We start from the raw sequence: 14,924 nt of genomic DNA, 5'->3' as shown, positions 1-14,924 counted from the left end.
GCGGCGGACTTGGGGGAGTTTTTCGGGACGGTCCGCTTGACCGCGGGTCCGGGCGTCGGCCGGGGGGGGGGGTCGGGGCTGGTCGGGGGCGGGGGGGGGAGACCCGCCCCCGCCCCGTTCCGGTCTCAGTCCGTCGTCAGCGGCAGCAGCTTCGGCAGATGGCCGTCCGACGCCTCCGCCGCGCGGATCCGCTCCTCGGGCACCTCCCCGTACAACGTCGTCCTGGGCTTCGCCGGTCGGCCCGCCAGCTCCGCGATCGCGACCAAGTCCTTGATCGAGCGGTACGAGCCGTAACGCGAGCCCGCCATCCGGGAGATGGTCTCCTCCATCAGGGTGCCGCCGAGGTCGTTGGCGCCGGAGCGGAGCATCTCCGCCGCACCCTCCGCGCCCAGCTTGACCCAGCTCGTCTGGATATTGGTGATGTGGGGGTGGAGCAGCAGCCGGGCCATCGCGGTCACCGCGCGGTTGTCCCGGATCGTGGGTCCGGGGCGGGCGATCCCGGCCAGGTACACGGGCGCGTTGGTGTGGATGAACGGCAGCGTCACGAACTCGGTGAACCCGCCGGTCTCCTGCTGCATCCGGGCCAGGGTACGGAGATGGCCCAGCCAGTGCCGGGGCTGGTCGACATGGCCGTACATCATCGTGGACGAGGAGCGGAGCCCCAGCCGGTGCGCCGTGGAGATCACCTCGATCCAGGTCGCGGCGGGCAGCTTGCCCTTGGTGAGGATCCACCGGACCTCGTCGTCGAGGATCTCCGCCGCCGTCCCCGGCACGGAGTCGAGACCCGCCTCCTTCGCGGCCGTCAGCCAGTCCTCGATCGACATCCCGGTCCGGGAGGCGCCGTTGACGACCTCCATCGGGGAGAAGGCGTGGACGTGCATCCCGGGGACGCGTTCCTTCACGGCGCGCGCGATGTCGAAGTACGCCGTGCCGGGCAGGTCGGGGTGGATGCCCCCCTGCATGCAGACCTCGACCGCGCCCACGTCCCACGCCTGCTCGGCCCGGTCGGCGACCTGGTCGAGGGAGAGGGTGTAGGCGTCGGCGTCCGTACGGCGCTGGGCGAAGGCGCAGAACCGGCAGCCGGTGTAGCAGATGTTGGTGAAGTTGATGTTCCGGGTGACGACGTACGTCACATCGTCACCGACGACGGAACGGCGCAGCTCGTCGGCGATCCGGGTGAGCGCGTCCAGCGCCGGGCCCTCCGCGTGCAGCAGGGCGAGGGCCTCGCCGTCGGTGAGCCGGGTCGGGTCGTCGGCGGCGGTGCGCAGCGCGTCCCGTACATCGGTGTCGATCCGCTCGGGGGCCATCCCGGGCACGGCGGCCTCACGTAGCGCCTCCCAGTCCCCGTATACGTCGTCGAAGTCGTCGCGGCGGTCCCCGGTGCGGCCCTCGGTGTCGATGGTGCGGTGGAGGTCCGTCCGGCCGCTCGCGGTGGCCGTGAAGGACTCGTCGGGCTCCTGCCAGGGCAGCCCGACGGGCCGGGCGTCGGGCCTGGCGAGCCCGGTCTCCGGGTCGGCGAGCGCGTCGACGTGCGGCATCAGCCGGGGGTCGAGCCAGGGTTCGCCGCGCCGGACGAACTCCGGATAGACGCAGAGCCGCTCTTCGAGGCGGAAGCCCGCCGCCGCCGACTGCTCGGTGAGGGCGTCGATCCGGGGCCACGGGCGCTCCGGGTTGACGTGGTCGATGGTGAGCGGGGAGACCCCGCCCCAGTCGTCGATCCCGGCCGCGATCAGCCGGGCGAACTCCCCGTCCACCAGGTTGGGCGGGGCCTGGAGGCAGGCGGTGGGGCCCATGATGTGCCGGGCGACGGCGACGGTGGCGACCAGCTCGTCCAGTTCGGCGTCCGGCATACCGCGCATCGCCGTATCGGGCTTGGCACGGAAGTTCTGGAGGATCAGCTCCTGGATGCCGTGGTAGGCGCGGGCGATCCGGCGCAGGGCGAACAGGGACTCGGCGCGCTCCTCGTACGTCTCGCCGATGCCGATGAGGAGTCCGCTGGTGAAGGGGACGGAGCTGCGGCCCGCGTCCTCCAGCACCCGAAGCCGTACGGCGGGTTCCTTGTCGGGCGAGCCGTGATGCGGCCCGCCGGGCTCGCTCCACAGCCGGGTCGCGGTGGTCTCCAGCATCATGCCCATGGAGGGGGCGACGGGCTTCAGCTTCTGGAAGTCGGTCCAGCTCATGACGCCCGGATTGAGGTGGGGCAGCAGACCCGTCTCCTCCAGGATGCGGATCGACATCGCCCGTACATAGTCGATCGTGGAGTCGTATCCCTCGGCCTCCAGCCACTCCCGGGCCTCCGGCCAGCGGTCCTCCGGCTTGTCGCCGAGGGTGATGAGGGCTTCCTTGACGCCCAGCTCGGCCCCGCGCCGGGCGACGGCGAGCACCTCGTCCGGCGACATGAACATCCCGTGGCCCTCACGGCGGAGCTTGCCGGGCACGGTCACGAAGGTGCAGTAGTGGCACTTGTCCCGGCAGAGGCGGGTCAGGGGGATGAAGACGCTCTTCGAGTACGTGATGACCCCGGGGCGGCCCGCGGCTTCCAGGCCCGCGTCCCGCACCCGGCCCGCCGACGCGCACAGGTCGGCCAGATCGTCGCCGCGTGCCCGCAGCAGCACCGCCGCCTCGGTCACGTCGAGGGCGACTCCGTCCCGGGCGCGTTTGAGGGCGCGCCGCATGGCGTTGGCGGTGGGCCGCCCGACCTGGTCGTCTGTCATGGTTCGAGGATACGAGCGCGGGGCCGGCTCCCCGGTGGGTGGCTGTGAAGTGGGCATGTAGTCGACAACATGCGGGCCCCTCGTTTAATCCCGTGATGGCGTCGGACGCGGCGGCACGGCCGAATCCTTGCCCTCCGTCGTCCCCGCGCCCGCCGCCGGTCCGGCCGGTTCCCTCGCCGCCACCGGTTCCCTCGCCGCCACCGGCTCCTTCGCCGCCACCGGCTCCGCGCCCGCCGCCGGTTCCTTCGCCGACACTGGCTCCGCGCCCGCCGCCGCCCGCGCCGCCGTCGCCGGGCCCCCGCGCCAGAACGGCCCGCCGCGCAGCCAGATCAGCGGTGGCGCGGCGACCAGTGTCACGATCACGGCGCCCGTCCACAGCGCCGTACGAATGCTCGCGTACTGCCCGATCACGCCCGCGAGCGCCGCCCCCACCGCCAGCGCCCCGAAGAAGAGGAACCGGAACGTGGCGTTCATGCGGCCGAGGAGGTCGGCGGGCGTCAGGCTCTGCCGCAGGGTGACCCCGAGGACGTTGAAGACGCCGACGCGTACGCACTCCAGCAGCAGGCCGAGGGCGGCGAGCCCCAGCCACCAGCCGCGGTCGACCAGCGGTATCAGCAGGGCGGTCGGGGCGAGCAGAAGCCCGGACACCATGAGGGCCCGGCCGTAGCCGAGCCGCTCCCCCAGCGGTCGCGCCAGCCGGGCGCCGAGGAAGATCCCGATCCCGCTCACCGAGTAGAACAGGCCCAGCGCTCCGGCCGAGAGGCCCAGCTCCCGGGTGAACAGGACCGGCATCAGGGCCATCACGAACTGCCCGCCGAGGTTGGTCATCATCCCGACGACCACGAGCGCCAGCAGTTCCCGGCGGCCGAGTACGTGCCGCAGTCCCTCCGTGATCTCGGCCGCGAGCCCGGGACCCGTACCGTGGCGCCGTCCGCCGGGGCCACCGGGCGCGCGTCCGGACTCGGCGCCGGACCGTCCGGACCGTCCGGCCTTCGCGCCGGACCTCGCGCCGGACAGGTTCCGGATCGTGGTGAGTCGTAGCGCCGACGCCAGATGCAGCACCCCCGTCGCCAGGGCCGCCAGGGGCGCCGACAGTGCCGCGATCACCAGCCCGCCCGCGCCCCGCCCCGCGACCTGACCCGTCGCCTGCACGGTCACCACCGCCGTATTGGCCCGGATCAGCCGCTCGGGCCCCACCAGGCCCGGCAGCACGCTCTGGGTCCCCACGTCGAAGAAGACCATCGCGCAGCCGCCGATCAGCGTCACCGCGTACAACTGCCACAGCGTGAGCGCGTCCAGCGCCCACGCCAGCGGTACGGAGAGGAAGACCGCGGATCGGGTCAGTTCGGCGCAGATCATCACCCGGCGATGGTCGAGCCGGTCCAGCCAGGCCCCCGCGGGCAATCCGATGAGCAGGAACGCGACCGTGCCCAGGGTCGCCAGCAGCCCGACCTGCCCGGGCCCTGCGCCGAGGGCGAGGACCGCGATCAGGGGTACCGCGATGTAGTTGACGTTGGTGGCGAGCAGGCTGAGGCTGACGGAGGTGAAGAACGCGCGGAAGCCGCGGTCCCGCCAGAGTCCGGGCGGCGGTGGGACGGCCTCGCGCCGGGGATCCTGACCCGTCGGTCCGACGACGGTTGGGGATGTAACGGATATCCGGGGCGTATCTGCGGGTTCGGGGGGCATGGGTTCCACCGTGCCGACCCGGTCGGGCCTTCCACCAGCGATTTACCGGGGTGCTTCCCCCTGCGAAGAGCCCCGACCCCGGTCCGGCCCGGCCCGCCCCGGTCCCGGAAGAGTAGCCACCTTTTTGTGGGTACTTGGCGGCGGACGGCCGCCGGGGCAACCTGGTGGTGCGAGGCCGCGGGGCCGAGCGGTCGGACCGGGAGCCGAGAACCAGGACGGGAGGCGTTGAGAGGTCAGGAGGCCGGGTGTTCGTCGGCGGACCTCTCCGCGGCGAGCCGGTCCAGACGGCGGTAGCCCCAGTCCGCCACGGGGGCCAGGGCCTCGGAGAGTTCCACCCCGAACTCCGTCAGGGAGTACACGGTCTTGAGCGGCAGGACGTCGTACACCTCTCGGTGCACCAGTCCGTCGGTCTCCATCTCGCGCAGCGCGTTGGTCAGGACCTTCTCGGTCAGGCCCGGCAGCTTCCGGCGCAGTTCGCCGGGGCGGCGCGGGCCGGATTCGAGGGCCCAGAGCAGAGCCGTCTTCCACTTGCCGTCGATCACCGCGATCGCGGCGGTCACCCCGCACACATCCGGGTCCTGAGCCCGTCCACGCGTCATCACCACCACCCCCTGTCATCGAAATCATCTGATCCGTACGGGAGCCGAAGCATGTCCGCACATCCGCACCACACCCCCCAGTCTGCCGTCACGGTGATCGGTCTCGGCCCGATGGGCCGGGCGCTGGCCGCCGCCTTCCTGGATGCCGGGGTGGCCACCACGGTCTGGAACCGCACCCCGGGCCGGGACCGGGAGCTGGTCGCCCGCGGCGCGATCGGCGCGGGATCCGCCGAGGAGGCGGTCGCCGCAAGCCCGCTGACCGTCGTCAGTGTGGTCGACTACGACGCCGCGGACTCCGTTCTGCGCCGCCCCGGCGTCACGGCCGCGCTCAAGGGCCGTACCGTGATCAATCTGTCGGCCGACATCCCCGGCCGCGCCCGGGAGGCGGCGGAGTGGGCCGCCGGGCACGGGGTGCGCTACCTCGACGGCGCGATCATGACACCGACCACCACCATCGGCACGCCGGACGGTGTGTTCATCTACAGCGGCTCGCGGGAGCTGTACGACGAGCACCGGCCCGTCCTGGACGCGCTGGGCGGCAACCACACCCACCTCGGCGAGGACATCGGCCGGGCGGCCGCCTTCGATATCGCGCTGCTGGACATCTGGTGGACCGCGATGACCGGCTATATGCACGCGCTGGCGATCGCCCGCGCCGAGGGGATCAGCGCCCGGGAACTGGCGCCCTTCGCGAAGGGCATCGCGGCCATCCTGCCGCCGTCCTTCGACCAGGCGGCGGTCGAGGTGGACAACGGCACCTACGCCGCCACGGTCAACCCGCTCACCTCGTCGGCGTCGACGATGGCGCACATCGTCCATGCCTCCGAGGCCCACGGCATCGACGCGAGCGTGATGCGCGCGGCGGAGGGCCTGACCCGCCGAGCCATCGGCCTGGGCCACGGCGGCGACGAACTGACCCGCCTGGCCGAGCTGATGGGCCGCCGCGACAAGCTCTGAGCCGGGCCGCGCGCCTCGGGGGCGGGGCGGGGTCGGGACAGGGGACTTGAGGCGGGGGCCGCGTGCGCCTCGTCGCCTCCGCCGGAAAAGTGTTGCGCGGTACGGCCCCGGGGCCGTACCGTCCGCACGCCACCCGGCCGTTCCGACGACAAGGAGGTGTACGGCAGATGCGTACGCATGCGAACCGAGCCGCCGCCGCGAACCACCCCATCGCCCACTGCCCCGCATCAGCATCAGCATCACGACGGAGCACCCTTGTCATCTCCGGAACTCCCGGCCCTCCCGCCATTCCCGGCATCCGGCGCTGAGCAGCGCCCCCTACGCGTCACCACCTCCGCCGCCGCCCCCGGCGACGACCGGCTGACCCTCGTCGCCTCGGACCGCGACGGCGTCCCACGCGGTACGGCGTCCCTGCGGCTCTTCCCCGACCCCGGCCGACGCGCTCTCGCCGAACTCCGGATCGACGTCGAGCCCGCCGACCGCCGTCGCGGTGTCGGTACGCGTCTCCTCGACGAGGCCCTGGCCGCCGCCCGCGAGGACGGCCGCCGCTCCGTTCTCGCCGGGGCCGACGCGGAGTCGCCCGGCGCCGGCTTCCTGGCCGCGCGGGGCTTCCGTACCGTACTCACCCTCCTCCACGCCCGCCTCGCGCTCGCCGACGCCGATCCGGACGCGCTCGCCCGGATCGTCGCGGACGCGCCCACCGGCTACCGGCTGACGTCGTGGTCGGGGACCGTACCCGACGCGCTGGCCGCGACGTTCACGGCCGCCCGCCGCGCGATGGACGACATGCCGACGGAGGACGCCGACCTCGGGACCGTCGTCTGGGACGAGGAGCGGGTAAGGGAGGTGGCGCGGCGCGTCGAGGAGCGCGGCGATCTGCTGCACACGGTCGCCGCGGTGGACGTCACCGGTGGTTCCGCCGGTTCGGTCATCGGCTTCACCGAGCTGGTCTTCCCCTGCGACGGGGGCGACGGCATCCACTACGGGACGGCCGTCCTCCCGGACCACCGGGGGCGCGGCCTGGCGCTCCGGATGAAGGCCGAATCAATCCTGCACGCACGGGGCCACGCCCCGGGCCGGGCGGGTCTGGTCACCGACACGGCCGCCGCGAACGGCGCGATGCGGCGGGTGAACGAACGCCTGGGCTACCGGTTCACGCACACGTCATGGCAGTTCCAGCGGGAGCTGGAAGGCTACGGACCGGGCGGGAGCGGGGGACCGGGCAGGGGCCCGGGCGGGGGACGTACCGCCGCATAGTCGGCCGCCGCGTCCGGTTCCAGCGCCGCGCCCCGCCCGTAGGCGCCGTCGTACGCGGACCCGCCGAGCGCCGCGCGGGCGGCGGCCGACACCCGTTCCACGTCGCGGCGTTCGGCGGCGGGCAGCGGAGCGCCGACCGAGTCCCGGGCCGAGGCCGCCGCCCCCAGCAGGACGGCGGCCCGTTCCGGGTCCCCCGCCAGGGTGTGCGCGCCCGCGAGCCCCTCCAGCGCCAGCGCCAGGGCCCGCGGGTCGCCCAGCTCACGGGCGACGGCGAGACCGTCCCGATGGCACGTGTACGCGGTCCCGGCGTCGCCCCTTTCCTCCGCGACGAACCCCAGCTCGGCCAGGACCAGCGCGCGGCCGGGCCCGTACGCCGCGTCGTCGAACCAGGTCAGCAGCGCCCGCAGATGGGTCTCGGCGGCCGCGAACTCGCCCGTGCGGCGGGCGCCGAGCGCGAGACCGAGCCGGGCGTCGGACTCGCCGTCGCGGAAGTTCTGCTCCCGGGCGATGCGCAGGGCGTGTTCGTGGTGGTCGCGGGCGGCCGTGTGGTCGCCGGTGAGGAGGGCGAGACGGCCGAGGCCGGTACGGCGTTTGGCGGCCTCGACGCCGAGGCCGAAGCGTTCGGCGAGGGCGAGGCCGTCGCGGTGGAGGGCGGCGGCCCGCTCGTACTCGCCGGCGATCTCGTGGAGCGTCGCCAGCGGGAACACGGTCTGCAACCGGCCCCAGGGGTCGCCGAGCTCCGTGAAGATCCCGGCGGCGCGCTCGCCGTCGGCGCGGGCGGCGCCGAGGTCGCCCCGGGCGAGGGCGTGCCGGGCCCGTACGGCGAGCGCCGCCGCGGTCCCCCACCGGGCGTCGTCGTCGGCGCCCAGGGCCGTATGCGCGGCGACGGCGCGGTCGAGGAGTTCCTCACCGGTGCCGGTGTCCCCGGCGCCGAGCTGGGCGGCTCCCAGGAACCACAGGGCGCGGGCATGTCCCCGGGGGTCGTCGGCCTCGCCGGTCGTGTAGGGCGCGAGGGCGGCCCGGATCCGTTCGGCGCCGCCGCCGACGTCGCCTTCCAGAAGGGCGACGCCGGTACGCCACACCACGGCCCGCGCCCGTTCGGCGCGGGTGCCGCCGGGGAGGGCGATCGCCCGGTCCAGCAGGGTCCGGGCCTCCACGGGCCGCCCGCGCAGGATCCAGTACCAGGCGAGCGCGTCGACGGCCCGCAGGGCGCGCCCCGCGTCGCCACCCTCCGAGGCGTCGTCCGGCGCATCCTCCAGCGCGTGCTCCAGGGCGAACCGGATCTCGGCGCCCGCAGCGTCGAGACGGGCCAGGGCGCGGGGTTGTCCGGCGCCGTGGAGGAGGGGCGCCGTGCGCAGCGCCAGGTCCGTGTGGTGGACCAGATGGCGGTGTCGTACGTCGGCGGACTCGTCGGCCCCGGCGGCGTACAGCCGCTCACGGGCGTACTGCTTCACGGACTCCAGCAGCCGGTACACGGGTCCTTCGGACCGGTCGGCGAGGACGACGAGGGACCGCTCGACGAGGCGCCCCAGCAGGTCGGGGACGTCCTCCCGGCGCAGGTCGGCCGCGGCACAGACGGCTTCCGCGGCCTCCGGGGACAGCCCTTCGGCCTGGACGGAGAGGCGTCGCAGGACGCGGCGTTCGGCGTCGGTCAGCAGGTCCCAGCTCCAGTCGACGACGGCCCGCAGGGTCCGCTGCCGGGCGGGCAGCCCGCGCAGTCCGCCGCCGGACAGGACGGTGAACCGGTCGTCGAGCCGGGCGAGGAGCCCGTGGACGCCGAGGGTACGGGCGCGGGCGGCGGCGAGTTCGAGGGCGAGGGGGATGCCGTCGAGCCTGCGGCAGAGGGCCGTGACGGCGGCCAGGTCGGCGGGGTCGTCGCCGTAGCCGGGCGGCAGGGCGGCACGGGCCAGGAACAGCCGGACCGCGTCGGCTCCCGGCAGCGGCTCGACGGGGCGGGCGGTCTCCCCCGGTATTCCCAACGCCTCCTGGCTGGTCGCGAGGACGGTCAGACCGGGAGCGGCGGGCAGCAGGGCGGCGACGACGTCGGCGACGGGCTCCACCAAGTGCTCGCAGTTGTCGAGGACGAGCAGCACCCGGCGGTCCCCCAGGGCGCGGGCGATCCCGGCGACGGACGACTCCCGCAGCCCAAGCGCCGCGGTGAGCGCCCCGGCGACGGCGTCGTCCCCGCCGCCGGCCCCGCCACCGGGCCCTCCGCCGGGCCTGACTCCGGCCAGTCCGACGAGCCGGGCGCCGCCGGGGAAGTCGCCCCGTACGGCGTGCCCGACCTCCACCGCGAGCCGTGTCTTGCCGACCCCGCCGGGCCCGGTGAGCGTCACCAGACGCGACTGCGCCAGCAGCCCGGTGACCTCGGCGACGAGGGCGTCCCGCCCGACGAGCCGGGCGACGGGCGCGGGCAGCGCACCGACGACGGCGGGCACCGCATCCCGCTCCTTGCCGGGCTCGTGGCTGAGGACGGCCCGCTGCGCCCGGACGAGCTCCGGCCCCGGCAGCAGCCCCAGCTCCTCGTCGAGCCGCCGCCGGAACTCCTCGTACGCGGCGAGTGCCTCGGTCTGCCGCCCGGCCCGGTACAAGGCACGCAGTTGCAGTACGCGGAGCTTCTCGCGCAGCGGATACGCGGCGACGAGGGCCTCCACCTCACCGACCAGTCCGGCGCCCTCCCCGCGGCCGTCCCGGATCGCCAGCCGCTCCTCCACGGCCCCGAGCCGCTCCTCCTCCAGCCGCCGGGCGGCGGCCAGGACGTGGGCCAGCTCGGCGTACCCGGCGAAGGCGTCCCCGCGCCACAGCCCGAGCGCGTCGGCGAGCAGCCGCTCCCGCGCCCCGGCATCCCCCTCGTCCCGCGCCCGCCGCACCAGGTCGCGGAAGACCTCGGAGTCCACCTCGCCCTCAGCAACCCGCAGCCGGTACCCCGCCGCCTCCCGCACGACGAGCCCCCGCCCCCCGGGCCCGAACGCCCGCTCCAGCACGGCCCGCAGCCGGGAGACCTGCCCCTGGAGCGCGTTGCGCGGATGCTCGGGCGGCGCGTCCTCCCCCCACAGCTCGTCCACGAGCCGCTCCTCCCCGACGACCCGCCCCGGCGCCACGAGCAGACACACCAACAGGGCCCGCACCCGGGCCCCGGACACCCCGACGACCTCCCCGTCCACACCCCGGACGACGAGCGGTCCCAACACCCCGTAACGCATATGACCAGACTAGGTCGTCTCTTTCGGATCTTGCCGGGCTCGCGTGCCCTGGCACCGCGCCTCGCCGCGTTGTCGTCAGTCGCCTACGCTCCGCGTGGACTCCATCCTCCGCCTTGCGATCCACGGCACCAGACCCCGCTCACTGATCCGGCCTGATCCGAAAGAAACTCCCTAGGCGTCGGCGCATCGGCGGCGAGCGCCCCACATCGGCACGACGACACGACTTCGCGCTACGTTCTGGCGTATGACGCCGCGCTCGGTGGATCTACGCAGGGAGCCCGTGGAAACCGTACTCGACCGTGTGGAACGGTCCCTGGGAGTGCTTCTGGACCAGGAGTCGGTGGTGCGTAAGCGGCGGTCCCTGGGGGCGCGTACGGACCGTGGCACATGGGTCGGTATCGAGCGGCGCGGGCTCGACCGGATCGGGGCGCAAGGTGGGGACGGCACCGCGTCGGCCGAGGCCCTGACCGGGATCGCGAAACCGGCCTGGCTCGGCGGCGTCGCATGGCGGGACACGACGGAACCGGTGGTGTGGCAGGCGGACGAGACGGAGCTGCTGCCCGGGCCGCCGGTGGGCAGCGCCGTGATCGCGGATGAGCCGCAGCTCTCCGAGGAGTGGTGGACCGCCATGAATGCCTCCATGGATGCCCTCGCCGCACAGCACACCAACCGGATCGCGACACCGGATACCGAGACCCTCACACAGGAACTGGTCACGGGAACGATCCACAACGTCTTCCCCGACGTCGATACGTCCGTCAGCGAATGGCGCCCGTCTCACGCGGATGTCAACTGGGCGAACATGACAGCCCCCACGTTCTGCGTATTCGACTGGGAGGACTGGGGCATGGCCCCGCGCGGCCTGGACGCGGCAAGCCTGTGGGGCGCGTCCCTCGCCGTCCCGGCCCTGGCCGACCGCGTCCGCAAGGAGCGGCGTGACGATCTGGAGAGCCGGGACGGCAAGCTGATGACGCTGTTCACCGCCGCGAAGATCCTCGGCCCCTGCGCCGACCCTCAAGACCCCCGGCTGGAAGCCGCCCGGGAGATGGCGGAGCGGCTCTCGGAGGAACTTCAAGCTCAGGCGGGCTGACGGCCGACCGGAGGAGCCGCCGATACTCCCGGACTCCCTGACCGTCGCCCTCTACGCGGAACGCCGACAGGAGTGCTCGTCCAGGCAGGGCCCCGTCAGCCGGACGTCGATGTGGTGCGGGCAGGCGAACAGGGTCCGCGTGTGCCCGTCGGGGCCGCGTACGTCACGTATCGCCACCGGGGCGGCCGTGATGCGCCCGCATACACAGCAGGTCTCGGCCCGGACGGGCGGCGGTTCGGGCAGCAGCCCGAGCCGGCGCAGGTCCACACCCCGGGCGGCGATATAGAGCGTGCGGTGCTTGTGGTGCAGGAACCGGGTGGGCACGGGGCTCGCGGCCTGGCGGGCGAAGAAGTCGCGCGCTTCGTGCTGGGTGGGGCCTCTCCAGGGCCGGGACCACGGGCCGGCCGGGATCGTGGTGAGATGCCCTGCGGTGTGCCGCCCCGGTGGTCTGCGCCACCGGATGATGCGGGCGATCAGTCGGCGCACGGTCGCGTCAACTCCTCGATACGGATTCGGATGCGGGCCCCGGTCCGGCGCGGGGGCCGCCGGGCCGGGGCCGGTCTCAGCGGGGCGTTCCGGGCGGGGTCGCGGAGTCGCAGTCGCGGTGCGCGTACAAGGAGGGCCGGCACCCGGAGGCGGAGAACCCCTCGAACACCTCGGTCTCCTCGTTGGCCTCGACGGGCCGCCCGCACCGGACGCAGTCCTCGACGCGGGGCGTCGGGGCGCTCACCGGGTGCCTCCGTGTGTGATGCGGAGAAGGGCCTCCGCGACGCGCAGCGTGTTCTCCACAGCCCTTCGCAGAGCACTCGCGTGCGCAGGGCAGCCGTACACCGGCCGGTCGGACCCCGACGATGTCGGAATCGATCCCACCCACCGGGTGCCCTCGTCCACCCGGCAGATCCTGCACAGCGGCCCCTCGGAAACGGATGCCCCGGCCTTCCGGCTCGCGCACAGGGCCAGCAGCCCTCGCGCGTCCGGCCGGCATTCCGGGCGACCGCACCGACAGGACGGCCAATCCAGAGCCGGGAGAGCCGCCGGATATCCCCGTGCTTTGATGTGTCGCTTCTCGGTCATGGGGCCATGAGACCGCCGTCAACGCACGGTGCCCAGGGGAAACCGAAGGGGGAAAAATCCGTCAAGGGGGAAACAGAGGGGGAAGGAGCGAGCACTATGGACCCAGGTCGTCGGACGATGGGTCACCCTCATGCCATCAGCTGAATCCTTCGGAGAGCTCTTACGCCGCCTCCGTATCGATACCGGACGCAGCCAGGAGGAACAGGCCGAGGCAGTCAACACGGCCTCCGGCCGCGACACCCTGACGCGACGCGAGGTCAGTCGCTACGAGAACAACGAGAACATCCCCACGCGGCAGACCACGGTGCACATCGCCGTCTCCTGTGGCGTCCCGCCTGAGACGCTCCTCAAGGCTGCGGCAAGAGCCCGCGATCAGCGGCGCAGAGGCTCGAGCCGCGAAACGGACACGCGTTCCGGCTCACCGGACGACGACATGGCCGTGGTCGACCGGGCAGTGACCGTATCCCTCGAATTCGCGGACTTGATGACACCGGCAAACACCGATGAGGACCAGCTCGGTTACCTGCGGGACTCACTCGCCCGGATCGCCATTCGATACGTGCACACCCCCGTCCTGCCCCTCTTCAATGATCTCGTCGGGATCCGCGACGAGGTGTTCGGTCTCCTCCGCCGTCGCCAGAAACCGGGCCATGCTGCTGACTTGTATGTCCTGGCCGGTACCGCCTGCCTGCTGATGGCCCACGCGTCACAGAACCTCGGGCATTCCTCCGCCGCACTCGGTCAGATCCGTACAGCGAATGCCTGTGCTCAGCAGATCGACCACCGGCCGCTCCGCGCGTGGACCGCAGCCACAGCCGCACTGATCGCAGAGTGGTCGGGCCAACCGGCACGCGCACTACAACTCACCGAGCGGGCCGCGGCCCTGGCTCCGGCGGGACACTCTCGGATCCGGGCCACCGCGATCGAGGCGCGCACCGCCGCACGCGCCGGTGACCTCGGCCGTGCAACCGGTGCTCTGGCCCAGATGCACGATGCCCAGGGGGAGTCCGCCGATCCTGACGGGATCACCGAGTTCGGCGGAATCTTCACCTTCCCGTCCGCCAAGCAGGACTACTACAGAGGCGCGACCTACAGCCTCCTCGGACGGCACGACGAGGCCGAGTTCTACGCGACCAGAGCCGTGGAGCAGTACCGGTACGGGCCTCCCGAGTCCCGTTCGTACGGTGACGAGGCCCTGGCGACGATCGACATCGCCCTCGCGCGTATCCGGCAGGACGACATCCCTACGGCGGCCCGCGTCCTTCAGGAACTGCTGGAGCTGGCTCCAGCCAAGCGAATCCGACAGATCGCCCTGGGGCTTCACACGATCACAGGAGCCCTGACTCAGCCACCAGCACGTGAGCGCCCCGAAGCCATTCATCTCATCGAACTGACGCGCGCTTACCAAGTGCTCGGTGACGGCGCGCTACCGTCCGTGCGGTGACCACCTCGCCGTACACCCCCGATATAGCCGTCCGCGACGCCTGCCGCCGCATGGGAATCTCGGCCGCCGGCCTCACTCCGCTCCGCCGCCACGCCACCGCTGTCTTTCTCCTGCCCGAAGCCGACGCCGTCGCCCGAGTCCGTCCGGGCGCCGAAGCAGCCCGTGCTCGTACCCAATTCGAACTGGTGCAGTGGCTGATCGCACACGGCTTTCCCTCAGTGGAGCCGCTTGCCCGGCCCCTGGAGCAACCGCCGTACGTCGTCACACTGTGGACTCACTACCCGCAGCCGGACACACCGCCACCGGCAGAGGCCCTCGGCGCGCTACTCCGGAAACTGCACCGTGTTCCACAGCCGCCGGTCGAACTCCCGCCATACCGCCCGTTGGCGCAACTACAAGTGGCCGTGGAAAAAAGCAGGGTGCTCGCCTCGGACGACGCCGACTGGATCGTCGGCTCGATAGATGTGCTTCTGAAGGGCTACCGACAGCTCGACTTCCCCCTCGGTATCGGTCTCATTCATGGCGATGCCTATCCGGGGAACACTTTGTGGGACGGATCGAAGGTCCGCCTGGGCGATTGGGACGAGGTCGCCACCGGCCCCCGCGAACTCGACCTCGCCAACACGGTCCAAGGCGCCCGGTACGGGCGGACGGCGCGGGAGATCCGCGCTTTCACCGACGCCTATGGCTACGATCCGGCGGCTTGGCCGGGGCTTTCCGTTCTGACGGGCATGCGCGATCTGCACACCCTCGGCTCGTTCATCCATCGGATCGACCGGGGCGACGAACCCGCCGCCCGTGAGTTCCGGCACCGGCTCGACACACTTCGATCGGGCGAGAACGGCGCGCGCTGGGGAATCCACTGACCACCCCGCAGCACGGAATCCTGCCGTCGCGGCC

The 14,924-nt window shown here is 72.9% G+C and carries 11 protein-coding genes; 5 read left to right on the top strand and 6 right to left on the bottom strand.

Going from position 1 to position 14,924, the window contains the following annotated elements; translation table 11 throughout:
* Positions 1 to 125 precede the first annotated feature (125 nt).
* From ACFXG1_RS21445 to ACFXG1_RS21435, 3 genes are all read right to left on the bottom strand, one after another.
* Positions 126 to 2,714: a bifunctional FO biosynthesis protein CofGH gene (locus ACFXG1_RS21445; protein WP_384707967.1), complete on the bottom strand. Its 2,589-nt coding sequence runs from the start codon at positions 2,712 to 2,714 to the stop codon at positions 126 to 128.
* Positions 2,715 to 2,798: 84 nt separating this feature from the next.
* Entirely contained in the window at positions 2,799 to 4,400 is a 1,602-nt protein-coding gene (locus ACFXG1_RS21440) for an MFS transporter (RefSeq protein ID WP_384707970.1), read from the bottom strand.
* Between the two features lie 233 nt (positions 4,401 to 4,633).
* On the bottom strand, positions 4,634 to 4,999 hold the full coding sequence (locus ACFXG1_RS21435; RefSeq protein ID WP_384707973.1) for a winged helix-turn-helix transcriptional regulator: 366 nt from the start codon (positions 4,997 to 4,999) through the stop codon (positions 4,634 to 4,636).
* A gap of 51 nt (positions 5,000 to 5,050) precedes the next feature.
* On the opposite strand from ACFXG1_RS21435, the gene ACFXG1_RS21430 reads away from it, so the two are divergent.
* Positions 5,051 to 5,956, top strand: coding sequence for an NAD(P)-dependent oxidoreductase (locus ACFXG1_RS21430; protein WP_384707976.1), 906 nt, complete (start codon positions 5,051 to 5,053; stop codon positions 5,954 to 5,956).
* A gap of 255 nt (positions 5,957 to 6,211) precedes the next feature.
* Complete coding sequence (locus ACFXG1_RS21425; protein WP_384707979.1) at positions 6,212 to 7,213, top strand: GNAT family N-acetyltransferase; 1,002 nt, start codon at positions 6,212 to 6,214, stop codon at positions 7,211 to 7,213.
* Here the strand turns inward: ACFXG1_RS21425 and ACFXG1_RS21420 are convergent.
* On the bottom strand, positions 7,150 to 10,416 hold the full coding sequence (locus ACFXG1_RS21420; RefSeq protein ID WP_384707982.1) for a BTAD domain-containing putative transcriptional regulator: 3,267 nt from the start codon (positions 10,414 to 10,416) through the stop codon (positions 7,150 to 7,152). The two genes, ACFXG1_RS21425 and ACFXG1_RS21420, sit on opposite strands and share 64 nt — an antisense overlap.
* Positions 10,417 to 10,660: 244 nt before the next feature.
* On the opposite strand from ACFXG1_RS21420, the gene ACFXG1_RS21415 reads away from it, so the two are divergent.
* Positions 10,661 to 11,506: a hypothetical protein gene (locus tag ACFXG1_RS21415; protein WP_384707986.1), complete on the top strand. Its 846-nt coding sequence runs from the start codon at positions 10,661 to 10,663 to the stop codon at positions 11,504 to 11,506.
* 51 nt (positions 11,507 to 11,557) lie between these two features.
* Here the strand turns inward: ACFXG1_RS21415 and ACFXG1_RS21410 are convergent, their stop codons facing one another.
* The gene (locus tag ACFXG1_RS21410) at positions 11,558 to 11,992 is read right to left on the bottom strand and encodes a hypothetical protein (protein ID WP_384707989.1); all 435 of its coding nucleotides are present in this window, start codon (positions 11,990 to 11,992) and stop codon (positions 11,558 to 11,560) included.
* A gap of 76 nt (positions 11,993 to 12,068) precedes the next feature.
* Positions 12,069 to 12,236 carry a hypothetical protein gene (locus tag ACFXG1_RS21405; protein ID WP_384707992.1) on the bottom strand — a complete coding sequence of 56 codons (168 nt, stop codon included), beginning with the start codon at positions 12,234 to 12,236 and terminating at the stop codon, positions 12,069 to 12,071.
* A 474-nt stretch (positions 12,237 to 12,710) separates the two neighbouring features.
* Between ACFXG1_RS21405 and ACFXG1_RS21400 the strand changes: the two genes are divergently transcribed.
* Both ACFXG1_RS21400 and ACFXG1_RS21395 read left to right on the top strand, forming a co-directional pair.
* On the top strand, positions 12,711 to 14,024 hold the full coding sequence (locus ACFXG1_RS21400; protein WP_384707995.1) for a helix-turn-helix domain-containing protein: 1,314 nt from the start codon (positions 12,711 to 12,713) through the stop codon (positions 14,022 to 14,024).
* Positions 14,021 to 14,890, top strand: coding sequence for a phosphotransferase enzyme family protein (locus tag ACFXG1_RS21395; protein WP_384707998.1), 870 nt, complete (start codon positions 14,021 to 14,023; stop codon positions 14,888 to 14,890). The genes ACFXG1_RS21400 and ACFXG1_RS21395 overlap by 4 nt, the downstream gene beginning before the upstream one ends.
* The last annotated feature ends 34 nt before the right edge of the window (positions 14,891 to 14,924 follow it).

It is taken from the genome of Streptomyces sp. NPDC059248 (assembly GCF_042753905.1).
Taxonomy (GTDB): Bacteria; Actinomycetota; Actinomycetes; order Streptomycetales; family Streptomycetaceae; genus Streptomyces.
This window is presented reverse-complemented; position numbering and strand designations above follow the sequence as displayed.